The sequence below is a fragment of the Domibacillus robiginosus genome, assembly GCF_000966195.1.
GTDB lineage: Bacteria > Bacillota > Bacilli > Bacillales > Domibacillaceae > Domibacillus > Domibacillus robiginosus.
Genome location: NZ_LAHL01000012.1, coordinates 162,716 through 184,463, shown reverse-complemented (window position 1 = coordinate 184,463; position 21,748 = coordinate 162,716). Strand labels below are relative to the sequence as shown.

22 protein-coding genes are annotated in these 21,748 nt (G+C 45.7%); 21 read left to right on the top strand and 1 reads right to left on the bottom strand.

Annotated features, from left to right (window positions below; genetic code table 11):
• Positions 1 to 45: 45 nt before the first annotated feature.
• From coaBC to spoVM, 12 genes are read left to right on the top strand one after another with little or no spacing between them, the layout of a single operon-like run.
• The gene (coaBC, locus tag VP97_RS09265; RefSeq protein ID WP_050181501.1) at positions 46 to 1,254 is read left to right on the top strand and encodes a bifunctional phosphopantothenoylcysteine decarboxylase/phosphopantothenate--cysteine ligase CoaBC; all 1,209 of its coding nucleotides are present in this window, start codon (positions 46 to 48) and stop codon (positions 1,252 to 1,254) included.
• On the top strand, positions 1,251 to 3,647 hold the full coding sequence (gene priA, locus VP97_RS09260) for a primosomal protein N' (RefSeq protein ID WP_050181500.1): 2,397 nt from the start codon (positions 1,251 to 1,253) through the stop codon (positions 3,645 to 3,647). The genes coaBC and priA overlap by 4 nt, the downstream gene beginning before the upstream one ends.
• A 14-nt stretch (positions 3,648 to 3,661) precedes the next feature.
• Positions 3,662 to 4,147 (top strand): peptide deformylase, encoded by a 486-nt coding sequence (def, locus tag VP97_RS09255; RefSeq protein ID WP_050181499.1) that lies wholly within the window; start codon positions 3,662 to 3,664, stop codon positions 4,145 to 4,147.
• A complete protein-coding gene (gene fmt, locus VP97_RS09250) occupies positions 4,144 to 5,085 on the top strand; it encodes a methionyl-tRNA formyltransferase (RefSeq protein WP_050181498.1) in 942 nt (313 codons plus the stop codon). Before def ends, fmt begins: the two co-directional genes overlap by 4 nt.
• A gap of 1 nt (position 5,086) precedes the next feature.
• Complete coding sequence (rsmB, locus tag VP97_RS23795) at positions 5,087 to 6,412, top strand: 16S rRNA (cytosine(967)-C(5))-methyltransferase RsmB (RefSeq protein ID WP_050181497.1); 1,326 nt, start codon at positions 5,087 to 5,089, stop codon at positions 6,410 to 6,412.
• The gene (gene rlmN / locus VP97_RS23790; RefSeq protein WP_050181496.1) at positions 6,413 to 7,492 is read left to right on the top strand and encodes a dual-specificity RNA methyltransferase RlmN; all 1,080 of its coding nucleotides are present in this window, start codon (positions 6,413 to 6,415) and stop codon (positions 7,490 to 7,492) included.
• Positions 7,493 to 7,496: 4 nt separating this feature from the next.
• The gene (locus tag VP97_RS09235) at positions 7,497 to 8,249 is read left to right on the top strand and encodes a Stp1/IreP family PP2C-type Ser/Thr phosphatase (protein ID WP_050181495.1); all 753 of its coding nucleotides are present in this window, start codon (positions 7,497 to 7,499) and stop codon (positions 8,247 to 8,249) included.
• A gap of 5 nt (positions 8,250 to 8,254) precedes the next feature.
• Positions 8,255 to 10,216: a Stk1 family PASTA domain-containing Ser/Thr kinase gene (pknB, locus tag VP97_RS09230; RefSeq protein ID WP_050181494.1), complete on the top strand. Its 1,962-nt coding sequence runs from the start codon at positions 8,255 to 8,257 to the stop codon at positions 10,214 to 10,216.
• An 11-nt stretch (positions 10,217 to 10,227) separates the two neighbouring features.
• Complete coding sequence (rsgA, locus tag VP97_RS09225) at positions 10,228 to 11,103, top strand: ribosome small subunit-dependent GTPase A (RefSeq protein WP_050181493.1); 876 nt, start codon at positions 10,228 to 10,230, stop codon at positions 11,101 to 11,103.
• 4 nt (positions 11,104 to 11,107) lie between these two features.
• On the top strand, positions 11,108 to 11,767 hold the full coding sequence (gene rpe / locus VP97_RS09220) for a ribulose-phosphate 3-epimerase (RefSeq protein ID WP_050181492.1): 660 nt from the start codon (positions 11,108 to 11,110) through the stop codon (positions 11,765 to 11,767).
• Positions 11,764 to 12,414, top strand: coding sequence for a thiamine diphosphokinase (locus VP97_RS09215; RefSeq protein ID WP_050181491.1), 651 nt, complete (start codon positions 11,764 to 11,766; stop codon positions 12,412 to 12,414). Before rpe ends, VP97_RS09215 begins: the two co-directional genes overlap by 4 nt.
• Positions 12,414 to 12,497 carry a stage V sporulation protein SpoVM gene (gene spoVM / locus VP97_RS24900; protein WP_050181490.1) on the top strand — a complete coding sequence of 28 codons (84 nt, stop codon included), beginning with the start codon at positions 12,414 to 12,416 and terminating at the stop codon, positions 12,495 to 12,497. The genes VP97_RS09215 and spoVM overlap by 1 nt, the downstream gene beginning before the upstream one ends.
• A 49-nt stretch (positions 12,498 to 12,546) precedes the next feature.
• On the opposite strand, the gene rpmB is transcribed toward spoVM, so the two are convergent.
• Positions 12,547 to 12,735: a 50S ribosomal protein L28 gene (gene rpmB, locus VP97_RS09205; protein ID WP_045850130.1), complete on the bottom strand. Its 189-nt coding sequence runs from the start codon at positions 12,733 to 12,735 to the stop codon at positions 12,547 to 12,549.
• 222 nt (positions 12,736 to 12,957) lie between these two features.
• Between rpmB and VP97_RS09200 the strand changes: the two genes are divergently transcribed.
• The 9 genes from VP97_RS09200 to rnc all read left to right on the top strand — a co-directional run bounded on the left by VP97_RS09200 (position 12,958) and on the right by rnc (position 21,741).
• Positions 12,958 to 13,320 carry an Asp23/Gls24 family envelope stress response protein gene (locus VP97_RS09200; RefSeq protein WP_050181489.1) on the top strand — a complete coding sequence of 121 codons (363 nt, stop codon included), beginning with the start codon at positions 12,958 to 12,960 and terminating at the stop codon, positions 13,318 to 13,320.
• An 18-nt stretch (positions 13,321 to 13,338) separates the two neighbouring features.
• Positions 13,339 to 15,003 (top strand): DAK2 domain-containing protein, encoded by a 1,665-nt coding sequence (locus VP97_RS09195; RefSeq protein ID WP_050181488.1) that lies wholly within the window; start codon positions 13,339 to 13,341, stop codon positions 15,001 to 15,003.
• A gap of 59 nt (positions 15,004 to 15,062) precedes the next feature.
• Entirely contained in the window at positions 15,063 to 17,120 is a 2,058-nt protein-coding gene (gene recG, locus VP97_RS09190; protein ID WP_050181487.1) for an ATP-dependent DNA helicase RecG, read from the top strand.
• Positions 17,121 to 17,208: 88 nt separating this feature from the next.
• Positions 17,209 to 17,799 carry a transcription factor FapR gene (gene fapR, locus VP97_RS09185; protein ID WP_050181486.1) on the top strand — a complete coding sequence of 197 codons (591 nt, stop codon included), beginning with the start codon at positions 17,209 to 17,211 and terminating at the stop codon, positions 17,797 to 17,799.
• The gene (gene plsX / locus VP97_RS09180; RefSeq protein WP_050181485.1) at positions 17,783 to 18,775 is read left to right on the top strand and encodes a phosphate acyltransferase PlsX; all 993 of its coding nucleotides are present in this window, start codon (positions 17,783 to 17,785) and stop codon (positions 18,773 to 18,775) included. Before fapR ends, plsX begins: the two co-directional genes overlap by 17 nt.
• Before the next feature lie 8 nt (positions 18,776 to 18,783).
• Positions 18,784 to 19,731: an ACP S-malonyltransferase gene (gene fabD, locus VP97_RS09175; protein WP_050181484.1), complete on the top strand. Its 948-nt coding sequence runs from the start codon at positions 18,784 to 18,786 to the stop codon at positions 19,729 to 19,731.
• On the top strand, positions 19,728 to 20,471 hold the full coding sequence (gene fabG, locus VP97_RS09170) for a 3-oxoacyl-[acyl-carrier-protein] reductase (protein ID WP_050181483.1): 744 nt from the start codon (positions 19,728 to 19,730) through the stop codon (positions 20,469 to 20,471). The genes fabD and fabG overlap by 4 nt, the downstream gene beginning before the upstream one ends.
• Before the next feature lie 58 nt (positions 20,472 to 20,529).
• On the top strand, positions 20,530 to 20,763 hold the full coding sequence (acpP, locus tag VP97_RS09165) for an acyl carrier protein (RefSeq protein ID WP_045850123.1): 234 nt from the start codon (positions 20,530 to 20,532) through the stop codon (positions 20,761 to 20,763).
• Positions 20,764 to 21,006: 243 nt separating this feature from the next.
• Positions 21,007 to 21,741: a ribonuclease III gene (gene rnc, locus VP97_RS09160; RefSeq protein ID WP_050181482.1), complete on the top strand. Its 735-nt coding sequence runs from the start codon at positions 21,007 to 21,009 to the stop codon at positions 21,739 to 21,741.
• Positions 21,742 to 21,748 lie beyond the last annotated feature (7 nt).

Sequence of the window (21,748 nt, the reverse complement as noted above, 5' to 3'; positions counted from 1 at the left end):
CTATCATATTGGCATAAAGAGTCGACTGGAACGGAGGAAAAGAGAATGAACGGAAAAAACATTTTGCTTTGTGTCAGCGGCGGTATAGCTGTTTACAAAGCGGCGGCGCTGACAAGCAAGCTGAAACAGGCGGGCGCTCATGTGAAAGTTGTGATGACCGAATCTGCGCAAAAATTTATGGCCCCTGTTACTTTTCAAGCTTTGTCTGGTGAACCGGTGTATACCGATACATTCGATGAAAAAGACCCCGCGAAAATTGCTCATATTGATATTGCGGACTGGGCAGATTTGGTGATTGTGGCACCGGCAACTGCCAATATCATTGCAAAAATGGCACATGGTATGGCAGACGATATGGTATCAACCGTTCTTCTAGCCGGTACAGCGCCGAGATGGATCGCACCAGCCATGAATGTAAATATGTATGCCCATCCCGCCGTACAAAAAAATATGGAAACATTGCGGTCGTTCGGCTGCCGTTTTATTGAACCGGGCGAAGGGTACCTTGCCTGCGGATATACAGGGAAAGGGCGAATGGAGGGGCCTGAAAAGATTGCAGAACTCGCTGCTCAATTTTTCGCTGAAGGAAAACAAACCGTTGTTCTTCAAGGAAAACGAGTTGTTGTAACAGCAGGGCCAACACGTGAAGCCATTGATCCGGTGCGTTTTTTCACTAATAAATCAACAGGGAAAATGGGATATGCGGTGGCGGAGGCGGCCCGCGAACTTGGCGCAGACGTTACGTTAATTTCAGGCCCAGTAACGATCAAGCCGCCTGCCGGTGTAACAGTTCGCCAGATAGAAAGCGCAGAAGAAATGTTTCAAGAAGTGATGCACGTTTATCATGAAGCAGACATTGTGGTAAAAACAGCTGCAGTCGCGGACTACCGCCCGTCTTTTGTTTTCGACAATAAAATGAAAAAGCAGGACGGGGCGCTTACAATTGAGCTTGAGCGGACGAAGGATATTTTAAAAACGTTAGGTGAACAAAAAGAACACCAGTTTTTAATTGGTTTTGCTGCTGAAACGAATGATGTGGAAGCTTATGCAAAAAGAAAGCTCGAATCTAAAAATGCAGATATGATTGTCGCAAACAACGTAAAGCAAGAGGGAGCCGGTTTTGGTGGCGATACAAATATTATTTCGATTTTTCACCGTGACGGCACGCATCAGGATTTTGAAAAAATGACCAAAAAAGAAGCAGCCTTCCGCATTCTGCATGAAGCAGCAGAGCGAATGGGTGAGGAAAAATGAATATTGCTTCTGTTGTGGTGGACGTAGCTGTCCGGCAGACGGATCGTCCATTTGATTACGAGATTCCTTCTAGATGGGAAGATATGATTCAACCGGGTATGCGGGTTATTGTTCCATTTGGCCCGCGCCACGTACAGGGATTTGTGCTCGAAACGAGAGAAGAAGCGGAAAGCCGCAAATTAAAGCCAATTGTAGAGCCGATGGATATTGCCCCGGTTTTAAACAAAGAATTGTTGTCGCTGGCCGACTGGCTGACGGCTGAATCACTATGTTTTAAAATTTCAGCACTGCAGGCGATGCTTCCAGCTGCGATGAAAGCAAAATATTCAAAACACATTCGCATAACCGGTGATCACACACTGAGCCAGGAAGCACAGGCTCTTTTTGGGAGCCGGGAAGAAATAACGTGGGAAGAGGCAGCGGAGACGGGCGCCCTTGCCGAAGTACGTAGAGAAGTGAAAAAAGGCTCGCTCGATGTGGTCTATTCCGTGAAAAGTAAAGGACAAAAAAAGACAATTCGCATGGTTCAATGTCCGCTGTCTGAAGAGGAACTCGCCCAAACCATCCATTCCATGCCGAAAAACGCTGTAAAGCAAAAGGAAGCTCTTCAATTTTTTCAAGGAATAGCAGGAAATTGGGTGCCGTTAAAGGAAACAGGTATTTCATCAGCTGTGGCAAAAGCACTGATCGAAAAAAGCCTGCTTTTGGAGAAGCAGGAAGAAACATACCGTGATCCTTTAGCTGGTCGAACATTCGAGCTGGACCAGCCGCTTGAGCTGACTCAAACACAAAAAGCGGTAATTGAGCCTATCCTTGCAAAAATAAAAGAAGACCAGTCAGAAACCTTTTTACTGCATGGTGTCACAGGAAGCGGGAAAACAGAAATTTATTTACAGTCTATTAGCGAAGTAATCAAAAAAGGGCAGGAAGCGATTGTGCTGGTTCCAGAAATTTCGCTGACGCCGCAAATGACGGACCGATTTAAGCAGCGGTTTGGTGATGATGTGGCCGTACTTCACAGCGGGCTGTCCACCGGCGAAAAATACGATGAGTGGCGAAAAATTAGCCGAAAGGAAGTAAAGGTAGTCGTCGGCGCCCGTTCTGCTGTTTTTGCTCCATTTGAAAACATCGGGCTAATCATCATCGATGAAGAGCATGAAACAAGCTACAAGCAGGAGGAAAATCCTCGCTACCATGCGCGTGATGTGGCTATTTGGCGCTCTAGTTACTATCAATGTCCAGTTATTTTAGGAAGCGCAACTCCTTCTTTGGAATCCTTTGCCCGGGCAAAAAAAGGAGTCTACAAGCTGTTGACACTGTCCGAGCGTGTCAATGACCGCCCGCTGCCTTCCGTCGATATTGTTGATATGCGTGAAGAGCTGCGGGAAGGAAACCGGTCGATGTTTTCTAGAAACTTATTTGAAAAAATAAAAGACCGTCTTCAAAAGGGAGAACAAACTGTCCTGTTTTTAAATAAGCGTGGATATTCTTCTTTTATTATGTGCCGGGACTGCGGATTTGTCCCGGAATGCCCGAATTGTGATGTATCGATGACGTATCATCGGCATCGGCACCAGTTAAAGTGCCACTATTGCGGCCATGAAGAATTGTCGCCTAACGTATGTCCGGAATGTGGAAGTGAGCATATTCGCCATTTCGGCACGGGTACACAAAAGGTAGAAGAAGAACTTTTAAAGCTGCTGCCCGAAGTCCGGATTATTAGAATGGATGTTGATACAACCGGCACAAAAGGAGCCCATGAGCGGCTGTTGAAGCGATTTGCTGACAAAGAAGCAGACATATTGCTTGGTACGCAAATGATTGCCAAAGGGCTTGATTTCCCGGATATCACACTGGTAGGTGTTTTGAGTGCTGACACGATGCTGCATTTGCCGGATTTTCGCGCTGCCGAAAAAACGTTTCAGCTTCTCACACAGGTAAGCGGGCGTGCCGGGCGGCATACGCTGCCGGGTGAAGTGGTCATTCAAACGTATACACCGGAGCATTACAGCATCCAGCTTGCTGCCGACCAGCATTATGAAGCTTTTTATGAACAGGAGATGCAAGTAAGAAAAGCAGGCGGCTATCCACCATTTTATTTTCTGGCGCTCATAACTGTCAGTCACGAAGAAGCCATCACGGCATCGGGCGAGGCAAATAAAATTGTCGCCAATATCAAGCCGGAATTGTCTCCGGCAGCTGTTATGCTCGGCCCTGTTGCTTCACCAATCTCGCGGATCAACAATAGATATCGGTGGCAATGTTTGATAAAATACAAACGTGAACCAAAGCTTGGCACTGTGTTGAAACAGGTGCTTGAGCATTATGCAAAACAAGGGAAATCAAACGGGCTTATGGTGTCTGTTGATATCCATCCGTATGTACTGATGTAGAAAGAAGGAACATAATGACGATATTATCCATTGTTAAACATCCAGCCGACATTTTAGAAACGAAATGCCAGCCGGTCAAGCAGTTTGACAGTAAATTAAAGCGTCTTGTACGCGATATGCAGGAAACGATGATTCATGCAGACGGTGTAGGTCTTGCAGCCCCGCAAATCGGGAAAGATATGCGTCTTGCCGTTGTAGATATTGAAGACGAACATGGTTTAATCGTTTTGATTAATCCTGAGCTGGTGTCTGCAGAAGGCAGCCAGACAGACATTGAGGGATGTTTAAGCTTTCCAGAGTTATACGGAGAAGTGACGCGTCCGAATCGGATTAAAATAAAAGCGCAAAACGTGAAAGGCCAATTTTACACGTTTGAAGCAGAAGGATTTTTAGCGCGGGCTATTTTACATGAAATGGATCATTTAGACGGCGTGTTGTTTACATCGAAAGTAGAAAAATACATTCCGGCTGAGGAATTGAAAGGAGCAGATGAAGAGTGACCACAATTGTTTTTATGGGAACGCCTGATTTTTCTGTACCGGTACTGGAGAAAATCTTAGAAGACGGCTACGAAGTTCTTGCTGTGGTCACACAGCCCGATCGTCCTGTAGGCCGAAAAAAGGTCTTAACCCCGCCGCCGGTTAAAAAAGCGGCATTAAAGAGTGGGCTGACGGTTTTACAGCCTGAAAAGCTGTCAAAATCAGCCGAGCTTGAGGAAATCATTCGCTTAAAGCCGGATTTAGTTGTAACAGCAGCATATGGACAGCTTTTGCCAAATGTACTGCTTGAAGCGCCAAAGCATGGCTGCATCAATGTACATGCGTCTCTTTTGCCGGAGCTGAGAGGCGGTGCGCCGATTCATTATTCCATCCTGCAGGGAAAAAAAGAAACAGGCATTACCATTATGTATATGGCTGAAAAACTCGATGCGGGAGATATTATTTCTCAAGCGGCTGTTACGATTGAGGAAGAGGACAACACAGGCATCCTGCATGATAAATTAAGTATAGTCGGGGCGGAATTGCTGTCTAAGACCATCCCAACTATTATTGATGGAACCTCTTCACGAACACCTCAGGATGAGGCAAAAGCAACATTTGCACCTAATATTCGCCGGCAGGATGAAAAAATGGACTGGAGCCGTCCGGGAGAAGAGCTGTACAACCAGGTGAGAGGGCTTTGTCCATGGCCGGTTGCTTATACAATACTTGACGGGGCAGTTGTGAAGGTGTGGAAAAGTGAAAAAGTAACAAACAAAGGCGGCGCCAAAGGGATGGTCCTCGCTATTGAAGAGGACGGGATCGTGATCGCGACCGGTTCAGAAACAGCCCTTAAAATAACAGAATTGCAGCCGGCAGGGAAAAAGCGGATGAGCGCACGCGATTATTTACGCGGCTCAGGTTCATCTCTTGAAGTCGGTGCAGTATTTGGAGACTAATATGAAATCATTAAATGTGCGCGAAATTGCGCTCGACTTAATTGATACAGTCGAAAAAAGCGGTTCTTACAGCAATTTGATGCTGAATACGGCAATCGAAAAAAACAACTTGTCAGGACGGGACGCGGCATTGCTTACAGAAATTACCTATGGTACCATTCAGCGTAAAATGACGCTTGATTTTTATCTCGCTCCTTTTTTGAAAAAAAAGCCGGAACGCTGGGTGAATAATTTACTTCGTTTATCACTTTATCAAATGGTCTATTTGGATAAAGTACCAGAGAGAGCGGTTATTCATGAAGCAGTAGAACTTGCTAAAAAAAGAGGCCATAAAGGCATTTCAGGGATGGTCAACGGTGTACTTCGCTCTATCCAGCGGGAGGGTATCCCGGATACGGCCTCAGTTAAGGATGATGCAGAACGAATTTCGATTGAAACCAGTCATCCGCTTTGGCTTGTGAAAAGATGGATCAAGGCGTATGGAAAAGAAAAAACAGAAACAATGTGCCAGCATAACCTGACGGCTCCTGAGCAGACGGTGCGGGTAAACAGCATGAAAATGACGCGTAATGAAGCCGTCCAGGCTTTGGCAGAAGAAGGATTTGAAGCAGAGCCGTCTGACATCTCCCCGTATGCAGTCAGAATCTTAAAAGGAAATGCAGCACGTTCAAATCTTTTTAAAAGCGGAGCCATTTCTATTCAAGACGAAAGCTCGATGCTTGTAGCTCCTGTTGTAGGAGTAAAGCCCGGCCAGCGCGTTTTAGATATGTGTTCAGCACCGGGCGGAAAAACGGCACATCTCGCCGAACAAATGAATGGAGAAGGACGAATTGACGCTCTTGACATCCATGCGCATAAGCTGAAGCTTGTTGCCCAAAATGCCGACCGGCTGGCGCTTTCTAATATCCATGTTCAAAAGCAGGATGCACGCAAAGCGGGAGAACTGTTTGAAGAAGAAACGTTTGATGCGATTTTAGTGGATGCTCCTTGTTCAGGGCTTGGTGTTATCCGTCGGAAACCAGACTTGAAATATGCAAAAACGGAACAGGATCTCGATAACCTGCAGCGGATTCAGCTGGCGATTTTGGATGCCGCTGTGCCACTTTTAAAAGAGGATGGTGTCCTCGTTTACAGTACATGCACGGTCGACAGGGAAGAAAATGAAGGAACGGTGAACGCCTTTTTGAAGGCTCATCCTGAGTTCGAGCCTGCCCCTCTTGAACACATCTCTATAGAGAGGGAAGCAAATATGGTTCAAGTGTTCCCAGACGATTTTGGCGGCGATGGATTTTTTATAAGTAAATTTAGAAAGAAGGAACATAAATAAATGACAACAGCAAGAAAAAAGCAAGCGGAACCGCAGAAGCCATCCATTTATTCACTAGAACTCCATGAACTGAAAGAGTGGCTTTCAAACAATGGAGAAAAGCCGTTTCGGGCTGATCAAATCTTTGACTGGCTGTATGTAAAACGGGCGAAAACCGTTGAAGACATGACCAATTTATCAAAAGAGCTGCGCACAAAATTAGCTGAATCCTTTGTGTTCACAGTCTTGAAAACAGCTATTCAGCAGGAATCTGCTGACGGCACGATTAAATTTTTGTTTGAGCTGCATGACGGCTATTCAATCGAGACGGTGCTGATGCGGCATGAATATGGCAACTCTATCTGCGTAACAACACAGGTGGGCTGTCGGATCGGCTGTACGTTTTGTGCGTCAACACTTGGCGGCTTAAAGCGGAACCTTGAAGCGGGAGAAATCGTCGCGCAGGTTGTAAAAGTTCAGCAGGCGCTTGATGAAGTAGGAGAGCGGGTAAGCTCTGTCGTGATCATGGGCATCGGAGAACCGTTTGACAACTATGAAGAGATGATGTCGTTTTTACACATTATCAACCATGAGAAAGGCTTGAATATTGGAGCGCGGCATATTACCGTGTCAACGAGCGGAATTGTACCGAAAATTTACAAATTTGCGGATGAAAAAACACAAATCAATTTCGCTGTGTCTCTTCATGCACCAAATGATGAATTGAGAACAAAATTAATGCCGATTAATCGTGCTTACAAGTTAAAAGACTTAATGGAAGCCATTCGTTATTATACGGAAAAAACGGGACGCCGTATTACATTTGAATATGGACTGTTTGGCGGTGAGAATGATTCTGTGGCTCATGCAGAAGAGCTGGCTGCCTTGATCAAAGGAATCAAGTGCCATGTGAACTTGATCCCAGTAAACTATGTTCCTGAACGTGACTATGTTCGTACACCACGCAATAAGATTTTTGAATTTGAAAAAACATTGAAAAACAATGGCGTCAATGTAACGATTCGACGCGAGCAAGGAACTGATATTGACGCAGCATGCGGACAGCTTCGGGCGAAAGAGCGTGCCGGCGAAACGAGGTGACAGGATGAATGCTGTTTTTGAAACAGACCGTGGACGAGTGCGCTCACACAATGAAGACAGTGGGGGCGTATTTCATCATAGCAGTAGCTTATGTCTTGCCGTTGTAGCAGACGGAATGGGTGGACATAATGCAGGAGATACCGCAAGCAGGATGACGATCAGCATGTTTGAACAGCATTGGAACGAAACAGCGGCAGATATTCAGTCTCCAGACGAGGCGTTAAACTGGATGAAAACGATTATACCAGCCATCAATAAAGCTATTTTATTGCATGCCAACACCCATCCAGAATGCAGTGGAATGGGCACGACGCTGGTGGCGGCTCTTTGTACAGAACGATTTTGCGCGATTGCAAGTATTGGGGATAGCCGGTGCTACTTACAAAGTGAGGACGGCTTTTCACAGGTAACAGAAGACCATTCTCTTGTAAATGAACTTGTTAAATCCGGCGAAATTACCCAGGAAGCAGCAGAAAGCCACCCGAGAAAAAATGTATTGACACGCGCACTTGGAACAGATGAAAAGCTGGTGGTCGATTATAGAACGATCATGTTTGAAGAAGGGGATTCACTGCTGCTTTGTTCAGATGGTTTATCTAACAAAGTAACAGCCGTGGAGATGAGCCATATTCTCCAATTACCAGACCCGCTTCACGAAAAAGCAAATACTCTTATTCGTCTGGCCAATGAAAACGGCGGAGAAGACAATATTACAGTCGCAATTCTCGAGCATTGTGCCGAACGCGAAAGCGGGTGAATGCAATGTTAATTGGCAAAAATTTAAGCGGCCGCTATAAAATTGTTCGAACAATTGGCGGCGGCGGAATGGCGCACGTTTATTTAGCGCGCGACATGATTTTAGACCGTGATGTGGCGATTAAAGTTTTGCGGTTTGACTTTGCCGGGGAAGATGAGTTTTTACGCCGGTTTCAGCGTGAGGCCCAGGCGGCATCAAGTCTTGCTCATCCAAATATTGTGAGTATTTACGACGTCGGAGAAGAAGACAATATTCATTTTATCGTGATGGAATATGTAGACGGAATGACACTGAAAGAATATATTCAGCAATTTTCTCCTGTTTCCTACGAAACAGTGATTGATATTATGAGACAAATGACAGCTGCTGTAGCATTTGCTCATCAGCACTCCATCATTCACCGTGATGTAAAACCTCACAATATGCTTATTGATCGAGATGGAATTGTGAAAATGACTGATTTCGGAATCGCTATGGCTATGAGTGCTACTTCGATTACGCAAACGAACGCAGTTCTTGGGTCCGTTCACTATATTTCTCCTGAGCAGGCTAGAGGCGGGATGGCCACAAAAAAGTCCGATATTTATGCACTCGGCATTGTCATGTATGAGCTGTTGACGGGAAAGCTTCCGTTTTCGGGTGAATCAGCTGTTTCTATTGCCTTGAAGCACCTGCAAACGGATACTCCGTCTATTAAAACGATGGATCCAGGAATTCCGCAAAGTATTGAAAATATCGTTTTACACGCAACGGCAAAAGACCCTTTTCATCGCTACGTAAGTGCTGAAGAAATGGAGCATGATTTATCAACGGCTTTAGAGCCTTACCGTCTGCATGAGGAAAAATTTAAAATACCAGATGATGACGATGAAGTGACAAAAGCGATTCCGATCATTTCAGCAAAGCCGCCAGAGCGGGTGCAGCCGTCTGTACCGCCTGTAGAAATAAAACAAAAACCAAGTACAGCTATGAACACAGAGCCGCCAAAAAAGAAAAAGAAGCGGAAATGGCCATGGTTTTTGCTTGTGATGCTGATTCTGGGCGTAATCAGCGCTGCTGCCTGGACGATGCTGATGGTGCCAAAACAAACGGAAGTACCGGATACAAACGGAACAAGCCCGGAAGCAGCCGCTTCGGCTTTAATTAATGCGGGCTTTGTAGTCGGCGACTCTGACGAAGAGTTCAGCCCGGATATTGAAGAAGGAAAAGTGATTCGAACGGTTCCTAAAGCAGGGGCAACCGTAGAAGAAGGCACTGAAATCGACCTGTTTGTCTCAGCCGGAAAAGAAAAAAAGGCGATGGAAGACTATACGGGTAAAACATTAGAAGAAACAAGGGAGCTGCTGGAGGAAGCCGGATTCCGGGATGTTGACATAGAAATGAGTTTTGATCAAAGCGAAGCGGGAACGGTGCTGGAGCAAAGTCCGAATGCAGATGAACAGGTCATTCCGGAAGAAACAAATGTTGAATTAACCGTTAGTGCGGGCCTTGCCAATGTTGTGCTTAAAGACCTTGCTGACTATACGGAGAAAAGCCTGGAAGACTATGCCGACTCAAACGGCATTATCGTTGATATTTCCGGAGAAGAATTTTCTGATACCGTTCCGTCAGGACAGGTAATCAGGCAGTCCCCGCAGGCAGGAACTGAAGTGGCGCCGGGAAGTACGATTGAAGTAATCCTCTCAAAAGGACCGGAGGAAATTCCACAGGCAGAAGTGTCTACAGAAGTGGTGATCCCCTATGCTCCGGAGATAGAAGGGGAACCGCAAGAAATTCAAATTTATATGGAAGACGCGGACCACAGTATGACAGAACCATATGAAAAGTTTTTAATTACAGAAGAAACAAAGCGAACACTTCATTTCGTAATTGAAAAGGGTGAACAAGCAGGATATAAAGTGGTACGGGATCAACAGGTAATCCTGGATAAAATTGTTCCTTACCCGGAAGACACACAATCTGAATAAGGTGGTGCTACATGCCAGAAGGCAAAATTATTAAGGCGTTAAGCGGCTTTTACTATGTGCTTGATGGAGAAAATACGATTCAATGCCGGGGTCGGGGCGTATTTCGTAAACGAAACATTACGCCGCTTGTCGGCGACTATGTAGAATATGAAGCGGAAAATGAAAAGGAAGGTTATGTTCTGTCGGTTGAAGAACGAAAAAATGATCTTGTCCGTCCGCCTGTTGCAAATATTGACCAGGCGGTGCTCGTTTTTTCGGTAATGGAACCTGCGTTTAGCACAATGCTTCTGGATCGCTTTTTAGTTCTAATTGAATCAAAAAACATTGAACCGATTATTTGCCTGACCAAAATGGATTTAGTAGAGGATCGAAATGCGCTGGATCAATACGTGGCTGATTACCGGAAAATAGGTTATACAGTCGTGGAAACCTCTTCTGAAACAATGGACGGTCTTCAAGCGCTTGAAGAGCATTTAACGGGAAAAACATCTGTGTTTGCTGGACAGTCGGGTGTTGGCAAGTCTTCGCTCTTAAATGCAATTCGACCAGATCTTGCCCTAAAAACAGATGAAATTTCCAGTTCATTGGGACGAGGCAAGCATACAACACGGCATGTAGAGCTGATACCGGCTGCGGGCGGACTGGTTGCCGATACGCCAGGCTTTAGTTCACTAGATTTTGAAGAAATAGAACTGGATGAGCTGGCCGCGTGTTTTCCGGAAATGGCAGATCGGAGCTCTGACTGTAAATTCAGGGGCTGCCTGCATTTAAATGAGCCGAAATGCGCCGTAAAAGAAGCTGTAGACACGCAACATATCCCAAACTACCGCTATGAGCATTATTTACAGTTTATAGAGGAAATTAAAGAGAGAAAGCCGAGGTACTGACATTATGATCAAGATTGCCCCATCTATTTTATCTGCTGACTTTGCGCAGCTTGGCAAAGAAATAAAGGACGTGGAAGCTGGCGGAGCCGATTATATTCATGTAGATGTGATGGACGGACATTTCGTTCCGAACATTACAATTGGTCCACTGATTGTGGAAGCCATTCGGCCGGTAACTGATTTACCCCTTGATGTTCATTTGATGATCAGCAATCCGGATCAGTATATTGAGACGTTTGCGAAAGCCGGGGCTGATATTATCACGGTTCATGCTGAAGCATGTCCGCATCTGCACCGGACGATTCAGCTTATTCGTTCGTATGGCATAAAAGCCGGGGTTGTTTTAAATCCATCCACGCCAGCAGATGTGCTCGAGTACGTGATCAGTGATATTGATATGGTGTTACTAATGACTGTAAACCCTGGGTTCGGAGGGCAATCTTTCATTGAAGCCGTTGTACCGAAAATCCGCCGCGTTCGCGAGATGATTATCAAAGCAGGTGTGTCGGTGGATATTGAAATAGACGGCGGTGTCAACACGGAAACGGCCCGGGTTTGCGCAGAGGCCGGAGCGAATGTACTTGTTGCCGGTTCAGCTATCTACAATGAAAAGGACAGGGGTGCCGCGATACAGGCGATCCGGGCTGCTGCAGAAAAAGCGTGATTATCCGGATCGTTGCCGGTGGTCCGGAAGCGGAACTGCCAGAATTAAAAAAGAGTTCCGATGTAACAGAGCAATGGATCGGTGTAGATCGGGGCGCTCTTTATTTGCTGGATCAAGATATTATACCGTCCAGGGCCTTCGGTGACTTTGACTCTATAACAGAGCAAGAGTGGGAGCGGCTGGCAGCGAAAATTTCGAACCATGTGCAGTTTCCGGCTGAGAAAGATGAAACAGATCTTGAAATTGCTTTGAATCATGCCATAAGTCAAAAACCAGAAATGATTTTTTTATATGGGGTAACAGGCGGTCGTCTTGATCATTTTTTTGGCGCCGTTACGCTGCTTTTGAAGAAGGATCTTCCCTGTCCCGTCGTCATAATTGACCGCCAAAATGAATTGTCCATTTATTCACCCGGTGAGGCTGTTATTAAACGTAAGGAAGGCTGGCCGTACGTTTCGTTTTTTTCGTTGAATGAAAGGGTGGAAGGGCTGACGCTGTCTGGATTTAAATATCCGTTGGACAACTATACAATTCAGTTGGGCTCTTCAAGATGTGTGAGCAATGAAATCGTTGAAAAAAAAGGGGTCTTTTCGTTCCGTTCAGGCATATTAATGGTTATTAGAAGCCGTGACGGGAGGAGAAGCTAATGAAATTTTATACATTGAAGCTGCCAAAGTTCGTCGGGGGCATGATTCGGATGTTTATGTCAGCGGGGAAAAAGAAAAAATAAAAAAGCACCGGTGCCGTTTGGCGCGGGTGCTTTTTTATAAGCGGAAAAATTAAACGCGTTCAACTTTTCCAGATTTAAGTGCGCGGGCAGATACCCAAACACGTTTTGGTTTGCCGTCAACGAGGATACGAACTTTTTGAAGGTTAGCGCCCCATGTACGTTTACTTGAATTCATCGCGTGTGAGCGGTTGTTTCCAGTACGTGCTTTGCGGCCAGAAATAACACATTTTTTTGGCATTGTATTCACTCCTTACTATTCAGGATCATGATTGTCTACGTTTTTATGTGCAAGACACTTAAATAATTTATCACAATCAATGGATGAATGCAACAGCTTTGAAGAAGTCTTTCAAGAAAAATCACTTGACAGTATGGAAGCGGCAGATACGGTTGGTGAGTTGTGAAGTACCCAATAAATATAGTAAAATGAGAATAGTTCGATTTGCGAGGAGGATGTTTTGTGACGATTGAATTAACGACTGAACTCGGTCAAATTGATATTTCAAATGAAGTCATTGCGATGATCGCAGGCGGTGCAGCTGTAGATTGTTATGGTATTGTCGGGATGGCCTCAAAAAATCAATTAAAAGATGGTATTGCCGAAATATTGCGGCGTGAGAATTTTACACGCGGTGTTGTTGTACGTCAGGAAGAAGACCGTATTTTTATTGATATGTACATTATTGTAAGCTACGGAACGAAAATCTCAGAAGTAGCAAGCAACGTACAGTCAAAAGTAAAATATACACTTAACCAGACTGTTGGATTATCAGTTGATTCGGTTAATATCTTTGTACAGGGTGTACGGGTAACGAACCCGTAGCGTGAGGAGGAAATTTTTGTGGGTATGACTTCATTGGACGGATTGCGTTTTGCCAGGATGGTTCAAGCAGGCGCACAGCACTTGTCAGCAAATGCGCAGATGGTTGATGCGCTGAACGTATTTCCGGTGCCCGATGGTGACACGGGTACAAATATGAATTTATCAATGACATCAGGAGCAAAAGAAACGGAAGCGGGCACGCAGCGTCATTTTGGCAAAACGGCGGAAGCGCTGTCGAAGGGACTATTAATGGGGGCGCGCGGAAATTCAGGCGTTATTTTATCCCAGCTTTTCCGCGGTTTTTCAAAAGCAGTCGCCGGCAAGCAGGAAGTATCTGCGTTTGAACTCGCTGCAGCGTTTGAAGCAGGCGTTCAAACGGCATACAAAGCAGTGATGAAGCCGGTAGAAGGAACGATTTTAACTGTTGCAAAAGATGCTGCCAAAAAAGCAGTTGCTGTTTCGCAAAAAGAATCCGATGTCGTGGCTGTAGTAGAAGCGCTTGTTAAAGAAGGACAGGCGTCTTTGAACAGGACACCGGAACTTTTGCCGGTGTTAAAAGAAGTCGGTGTGGTCGACAGCGGCGGCCAGGGCCTTTTGCTTGTATACGAAGGCTTTTTGGCTGAGCTGAAAGGAGAAGCCCTTCCGGCTGCACTTTCGACGCGGCAGGACATAAAAGACCTTGTGAATGCAGAGCACCATAAAAGCGTCCAGAGCTTTATGGACACAGCGGATATTGAATTTGGTTACTGCACAGAGTTTATGGTGAAATTTGAACAGGAAAAATTGGCTGAACGTCCTTTTAGCGAAGAGCAGTTTCGTCGTGAATTAAGCAAGTTCGGGGATTCACTGCTTGTTGTTGCAGATGACGAAATCGCTAAAGTTCATATTCATGCGGAACATCCAGGAGATGTGCTGACTCTGGGCCAGCAGTACGGCAGTTTAATAAATATGAAGATTGAAAATATGCGTGAGCAGCACAGTGCCATTACGGGATCCGCGCCAGCTCCAGCCGAGCCGGTACAGCAGGCGAAATGGGGAGTGGTAGCGGTTGCCATGGGATCAGGTATCGCTGAATTATTTACCAGTATTGGAGCGACGGTTGTCATTGAAGGCGGCCAGACAATGAATCCATCTACAGAAGATATCGTAAAAGCCATCCGGGACTGTCATGCTGAACATGTTTTTGTACTGCCAAACAACAAAAATATCGTGATGGCTGCTGAACAGGCAGCCGAGCTCGTAGAAACCACTGTATCGGTTATTCCTACTAAAACCGTTCCGCAGGGCCTTGCAGCGTTAATCGCATTTAATTCGGAAAGTGATTCGGCATCAAATATTTCTGCGATGACGGATGCTTCTGCTTTAGTAAAAACAGGGCAGATCACCCATGCCGTTCGTGATACAACCATTGATGGCATTCAGATTAAAAAGAACGACTTTATGGGGCTTGCTGAAGGGAAAATTGTGGTAACGCATACAGAGGAAACAGCAGCAGCAAAAGAGCTTTTACACTCTTTACTTGATGACGAGTCGGAAATTGTAACGGTGATTTACGGAGAAGAAGCATCGCAAAAAACAGTTGAACAAGTAACAAGCTTTATTGAAGAAGCGTACCCGGATATTGAAGTGGAAGTGCATGATGGCAGGCAGCCGCTATATCCATTTATTTTTTCGATTGAATAAACAAAGAGGGAGATCATTCTCTCTCTTTTTCACGTTGGAAAGGAAAGGGGGAGCAGAAAATGCTTGAAACAAGCCATCCGCTCAATCAGCCTGTCAGTATTTTAAAGGGAGCTGGGAAAGAAGCAGAATCATCACTGGCTTCTATTGGGGTGTTTACAGTAGGCGATTTAATGGAATTTGTCCCGGCACGCTACGAAGATATGCGGCTGAAAAGTCCGGAAGAAGCAGAGCACGATGAAAAAGTGACAATAGAAGGAATGATTCAAACCGAGCCGTCTGTCATGTACTATGGAAAAAAGAAATCACGTCTGACGTTTAAGCTATTATCCGGCCCTCATTTAATTAATGTCACTTTTTTCAATCAGCCATACTTAAAGAAAAAAGCAGCTGTCGGCGAAACCGTTACAGTAACAGGAAAGTGGGACCGACACCGCCTGGCCATTTCCGGCCAGACGATGGAAAAAGGGGAATATGCACGCGGTACAGATTTCGAGGCCGTGTATTTGCTCCGAAATGCAATTCCGCTCAAGCAGTTTCGAAAACTCGTAAAGCAGGCCATTGACTCCTTTGGAGGACACATTGTCGAAACGCTGCCACCTCACCTGCTAAAGCAATATCGCTTAATGGAAAGAAAAGATGCCATTCGGGCGCTGCATTTTCCGGTTTCCCATAAAGAAATGAAGCAGGCACGGCGCCGGTTTGTTTATGAGGAATTCTTTTATTTTCAGCTGAAAATGCAGGCGCTGCGAAAAACGATTCGCGAGCAGTCCGGCGGGATTGTTCAGAAATATGATTTAGTGAAGTTAAAAGAGCTGATTGATTCCTTGCCATTTGAATTAACCAATGCACAGAAAAAAGCTGTTAATGAAATATGTGCAGACATGAAGTCACCCTACCGGATGAACCGGCTGCTTCAGGGCGATGTAGGGAGCGGCAAAACGGCCGTTGCAACATTGGCCCTTTACGCCTCTGTAACGGCGGGATTCCAAGGTGCTTTAATGGTGCCGACTGAAATTTTAGCCGAGCAGCATGCAAAGTCGCTTCATGACATGCTGGAGCCGTTCGGCATTACAACGGCCCTCTTAACCGGCACCGTTAAAGGGAAACGCCGCAAAGCCCTGCTCGGCGCGCTTGAAGCAGGTGAAATCGATATTTTAATCGGTACGCATGCACTTATTCAGGATGATGTGGTATTTCGGAATCTCGGCCTTGTCATCACAGACGAGCAGCACCGGTTTGGTGTAAATCAGCGCCGGGTGCTTCGCTCTAAAGGTGAAAACCCGGATGTGCTGTTTATGACAGCAACGCCCATTCCGAGAACGCTGGCCATTACAGTTTTCGGGGAGATGGATGTGTCCATTATTAATGAAATGCCTGCTGGACGCAAAGCGATTGAAACATACTGGGCAAAAGAAGAGATGCTCGGCCGTGTTTTGGATTTTACCGAAAAGGAATTACAAAAAGGACGTCAGGCATATGTAATCTGCCCGCTTATTGAGGAATCAGAAAAGCTGGATTTTCAAAATGCCCTGGATGTACACACACAGCTGACCGAGTATTTTAGAGGGAGATTTACTGTCGGTCTGATGCATGGGCGGTTGAGCAGTGATGAAAAAGATGCAGTGATGAATTCATTCAGCGCAAATGAATTGAATGTGCTCGTTTCTACAACAGTAGTTGAGGTAGGCGTAAATGTGCCAAATGCGACAGTCATGATCATTTATGATGCGGAGCGATTTGGCTTATCACAGCTTCACCAGCTGCGTGGACGGGTCGGCCGGGGCTCAGAGCAGTCGTACTGTATGCTGATTGCTGATCCAAAATCTGAAACTGGCAAAGAGCGCATGACAGCGATGACCGAAACAAACGACGGCTTCGTGTTAAGTGAAAAAGACCTGGAGTTACGCGGTCCTGGAGACTTTTTTGGCCGTAAACAAAGCGGACTGCCCGAATTTAAAATGGCAGATATGGTTCATGATTATCGGGCGCTTGAAACGGCGCGTGAAGACGCAAAAGAGCTGATTAACGCGCCAGATTTTTGGTCAAATGAGGAATATCATCATTTGCGGGAGATGTTAAACGATTCTGGTGTATTTACTGGCGAAAAGTTGGATTAAGAATGCAAGTTGACCCTTGCATTCTTTTTTTGTTATCTTTATACTGTTTTTTAGTACCTAGTCCTAATATCGGATGGTGGGATAAGAGATGAGACGATCAAAAAAAGAACGCCAGGAGCTTCTAAAACAAACCATTGAAGAAAATCCGTTTGTGACCGATGAAGAACTGGCGCAGGAATTCAGCGTAAGCGTTCAAACAATTCGGCTTGACCGGATGGAACTGTCTATCCCGGAACTGAGAGAACGCATCAAATATGTAGCAGAAAAAAATATGCAGGATGAAGTTCGTTCACTGCCGATTGAAGAAGTAATTGGTGATATTATTGATATTGAACTGGATAAAAGCGCTATTTCTATTTTTGATGTGAAAAAAGAGCATGTTTTCAAGCGAAACGGAATCGCACGCGGCCACCATTTATTTGCGCAGGCGAATTCTTTAGCTGTAGCTGTGATAAACGATGAAATGGCTCTGACAGGCAAAGCAGACATTCGTTTTACGCAGCCGGTCAAAGAAAACAGCCGCGTCATTGCCAAAGCAAAGGTTGTTCGTTCTCAAAAAGGACGAACTATTGTAGATGTATCTAGCTTTGTCGGCAGTGACCTTGTATTTCGTGGAGAGTTCTCGATGTTTCGTGCACCATCTGCAGAAAAGGAGGAAATAGATGAAACTCGCAATTGATGCAATGGGCGGTGATCACGCACCGGAGCAAATTATTTTAGGTGTGAACCGGGCGTTAAAAGAAATGCCGGAGCTTGACGTTACACTTTATGGAGATGAAGAAAAAATCCGTCCATATCTAGAAAATAACAGCCGGGCGAGGATCGTTCATGCATCCGATGTGATTCTGGGGACGGATGAGCCGGTACGCGCTGTTCGTCGGAAAAAACAATCCTCGCTCGTGTTAATGGCAGAAGCAGTAGCAGCTAATGAAGCAGCAGCATGTGTATCAGCAGGCAACACAGGTGCGCTTATGGCTGCAGGATTGTTTGTAGTGGGCCGTATTGACGGAGTAGAACGTCCGGCACTGGCTCCGACACTTCCGACAATTGACGGCAAAGGCTTTGTTTTGCTTGATGCCGGTGCCAATTCAGATGCAAAGCCGGAGCACCTTTTGCAGTACGCCGTAATGGGGTCTGTTTATGCGGAAAAAGTGCGGGGGATTTCTAAACCTCGTGTAGGACTTTTAAATATCGGGACGGAAGAAAAAAAGGGGAATGATTTAACAAAAGCGGCATACAAACTATTAAGCGAAGCGGCTGATTTGAACTTTATCGGTAATGTTGAATCCCGCGAGCTTTTAAATGGTGCAGCGGATGTTGTCGTCACAGACGGCTTTACCGGCAATATGGTTTTAAAAACAATTGAAGGCAGCGCATTATCTATTTTTTCAATGTTAAAAACCGCTTTGACTGCATCTACTAAATCTAAATTAGGTGCGCTGCTGCTAAAAAATGAGCTTCTCGGCTTAAAAGCAAAAATGGATTATACAGAGTACGGAGGAGCCGGTTTGTTTGGTCTAAAAGCTCCGGTAATCAAAGCGCACGGTTCATCCGATGCCAACGCCTTTTATCACGCAATCGAACAAGCTTACAAAATGGCCCAGGCGAATGTACCGGCCATTATTGAATCACAAATTGCCACTGGGAAGGAATGATATTATCAATGGGGAAAATCGCATTTGTATTTCCGGGACAAGGCTCCCAGACTGTTGGAATGGGCAAATCACTCGCTGATCAGCATGCTTCTATCAAGGAAATGCTTCAGCAGGCAGACGAGCGTCTCGGCTATTCGCTAACGGACATTATGTTCAATGGGCCAGAAGAAAAGCTGACGCTTACGTCAAACGCACAGCCTGCTCTTTTAGCTCACAGCATGGCTGTTTTAAAACGCTTTGAGGAAGAAGGAATTGTACCGGACTTTACAGCCGGACACAGCCTTGGAGAATATTCCGCCCTGGCTGCTGCAGGAGCTATTACATACGAAGACGCAGTCTGGGCCGTTCATGAGCGCGGTAATTTAATGGAAGCGGCCGTGCCGGCTGGAGAAGGCGCGATGGCAGCCGTGCTTGGCATGGATCGTGCTGAGCTCGAAGCAGCCGTTGCAGAAGTTACCGCAAACGGCCACATCGTTGCTGCTGCTAACTTCAACTGCCCGGGGCAAATTGTGATCTCGGGAGCAAAAGAAGGTGTGGAGCAGGCATCCGCCCTTTTAAAAGAAAAAGGTGCCAAAAGAGTGATCCCGCTGAATGTGAGTGGTCCCTTTCATTCGCCGCTTATGGAGCCGGCTGCTGAAAAGCTGCGCACAGTGCTCGAAAAAGCCAATATCCAGTCAAGCCGCGTACCGGTTATTGCCAACGTAGATGCACAGCCAGTAACAGAAGCGGAAGCGATTAAAGAAAACCTTGTTAAACAGCTGTATTCACCTGTTTTATGGGAAGACAGCGTGCAGGCGATGCTCGATGCAGGAGTGGATACGTTTGTTGAAATTGGTTCAGGTACGGTTTTATCCGGCTTAATTAAAAAAGTAAACCGCCGTGTCCGCACGTTTGCGGTGAACGATGAAGAATCCATTGTAAAAGCAGCGACAGCGCTAAAGGAGGAAGAACAATGAACCTGGAAGGGAAAACGGCTCTTGTTACAGGAGCATCCCGCGGAATTGGCAGGGCGATCGCGCTTGAGCTTGCCCGCTTAGGTGCTGACGTGGTTGTGAACTATGCAGGAAGCGAACAAAGAGCGAAAGAAACAGCGGATGAAATAACTGCAATGGGCCGACGCTCTTTTATCGTGCAATGTGATATTTCTGACAGTGAAGCGGTTGGAGCCATGGTAAAAGAAACGGTCGACCAATTTGGCCGCCTTGATATTTTAGTGAACAATGCAGGCATTACGCGTGATAACCTGATGATGCGCATGAAAGAGCAGGAGTGGGACGAGGTTATTAACACCAATTTAAAAGGTGTATTTCTTTGCACAAAAGCGGTCACACGCCAGATGATGAAGCAAAGAAGCGGTCGAATCATTAATATCTCCTCGGTTGTCGGCCGAATAGGCAACGCTGGACAGGCAAATTATACAGCAGCGAAAGCAGGGGTTATTGGGTTAACAAAAGCATCCGCCCGTGAGCTTGCACCACGCGGTATTACAGTAAATGCCATTGCGCCAGGATTTATTACAACTGACATGACGGATGAGCTGCCGGCAGAAGCAAAAGAGCAGCTGATCAGCCAAATTCCGCTTGGCACACTTGGCGATACAGCCGATATTGCTGCTGCGGCTGCATTTTTAGCCGGTGATGGTGCGAAATACATTACCGGACAGGTGCTTGGTGTAGACGGCGGCATGGCAATGTAAGAAAAAGCGTGTTTTGACGGTGTGAATCGTCTATAATACTTGAGGGGAGGTGAGTATTGTGGCAGATGTATTAGAACGTGTAACGAAAATTATCGTTGATCGTCTAGGTGTAGAAGAATCACAAATCAATCTTGATGCAAAATTCAAGGAAGATCTTGGTGCGGATTCTCTAGACGTAGTTGAGCTTGTAATGGAGCTTGAAGATGAATTCGATATGGAAATTTCCGATGATGACGCGGAAAATATTACGACGGTAGGCGACGCTGTAACATACATAAACAGCAAAAACTAATCGTCCTTTAATGGCAGGCCCGATAATGCGGGTCTGCTTTTTTAATTTTTTTGTCGGGCTCCGGGCGCTATCAGCCCGAGGTCACGAGCCAAGCTCTTCTAAAGGCAGAAAACGTCTCCGGCAGGACTCGCCTTATGATGGTCGTCAATAAACGGGTGCCCTGCGCTTTGAATTGTTTTGCGCTATGCATTTTTTTCGGCTAAACTATTTTTGTGTGCACTTTAACATTGCGGAGGAACGAGAATGAAAAAAACAAATCAGGAGCAGCGTTATTCGGAACGAAAAAAGAAGGAGTTTAAAGAATTCCAGGAAAAAATGGGCGTTCAATTTCGAGACGAATCGCTCCTAAAGCAGGCCTTTACCCATTCTTCTTATGTGAACGAGCACAGAAGAAAACCATACGAGGACAATGAGCGTCTGGAATTTTTAGGCGATGCTGTATTAGAACTGACAGTTTCACAGTTTTTATATAAAACATATCCAGTTATGTCAGAGGGAGAATTAACGAAGCTTCGTGCCGCTGTTGTGTGTGAGCCGTCGCTCGTTACATTTGCAAATGAGCTTGAATTTGGCCGGCTTATTTTACTTGGCAAAGGGGAAGAAATGACAGGCGGAAGAATGCGTCCAGCTCTGCTTGCCGACGTTTTTGAAGCTTATATTGGTGCTCTTTATCTGGACCAGGGAATGGAAGCAGTTATTCCGTTTTTAGAGAAGATTGTTTTTCCAAAAATTAGCGCTGGTGCTTTTTCACATGTGATGGACTTTAAAAGCCAGCTTCAGGAATTTGTACAGCGTGAGTTAAAAGGCGCGCCTTCCTACCGGATATTAGAAGAAAAAGGACCAGCCCACAACAAGGAATTTATTACTGAGGTATCCCTAAATGGGACCGTACTCGGTACAGGCAGCGGCCGGTCTAAAAAAGAAGCTGAACAATTTGCAGCGCGTATGGCGCTTGAGCAGGTAAAACAATCGAAGTAGAAGACAG

Bases quoted from the DNA above. Each gene is read 5' to 3' on its own strand.
- coaBC (WP_050181501.1), top strand. From the start codon at position 46: ATGAACGGAAAAAACATTTTGCTTTGTGTCAGCGGCGGTATAGCTGTT.
- priA (WP_050181500.1), top strand. From the start codon at position 1,251: ATGAATATTGCTTCTGTTGTGGTGGACGTAGCTGTCCGGCAGACGGAT.
- def (WP_050181499.1), top strand. From the start codon at position 3,662: ATGACGATATTATCCATTGTTAAACATCCAGCCGACATTTTAGAAACG.
- rsmB (WP_050181497.1), top strand. From the start codon at position 5,087: ATGAAATCATTAAATGTGCGCGAAATTGCGCTCGACTTAATTGATACA.
- rlmN (WP_050181496.1), top strand. From the start codon at position 6,413: ATGACAACAGCAAGAAAAAAGCAAGCGGAACCGCAGAAGCCATCCATT.
- VP97_RS09235 (WP_050181495.1), top strand. From the start codon at position 7,497: ATGAATGCTGTTTTTGAAACAGACCGTGGACGAGTGCGCTCACACAAT.
- pknB (WP_050181494.1), top strand. From the start codon at position 8,255: ATGTTAATTGGCAAAAATTTAAGCGGCCGCTATAAAATTGTTCGAACA.
- rsgA (WP_050181493.1), top strand. From the start codon at position 10,228: ATGCCAGAAGGCAAAATTATTAAGGCGTTAAGCGGCTTTTACTATGTG.
- rpe (WP_050181492.1), top strand. From the start codon at position 11,108: ATGATCAAGATTGCCCCATCTATTTTATCTGCTGACTTTGCGCAGCTT.
- spoVM (WP_050181490.1), top strand. From the start codon at position 12,414: ATGAAATTTTATACATTGAAGCTGCCAAAGTTCGTCGGGGGCATGATT.
- rpmB (WP_045850130.1), bottom strand. From the start codon at position 12,735: ATGCCAAAAAAATGTGTTATTTCTGGCCGCAAAGCACGTACTGGAAAC.
- recG (WP_050181487.1), top strand. From the start codon at position 15,063: ATGCTTGAAACAAGCCATCCGCTCAATCAGCCTGTCAGTATTTTAAAG.
- fapR (WP_050181486.1), top strand. From the start codon at position 17,209: ATGAGACGATCAAAAAAAGAACGCCAGGAGCTTCTAAAACAAACCATT.
- plsX (WP_050181485.1), top strand. From the start codon at position 17,783: ATGAAACTCGCAATTGATGCAATGGGCGGTGATCACGCACCGGAGCAA.
- fabD (WP_050181484.1), top strand. From the start codon at position 18,784: ATGGGGAAAATCGCATTTGTATTTCCGGGACAAGGCTCCCAGACTGTT.
- fabG (WP_050181483.1), top strand. From the start codon at position 19,728: ATGAACCTGGAAGGGAAAACGGCTCTTGTTACAGGAGCATCCCGCGGA.
- rnc (WP_050181482.1), top strand. From the start codon at position 21,007: ATGAAAAAAACAAATCAGGAGCAGCGTTATTCGGAACGAAAAAAGAAG.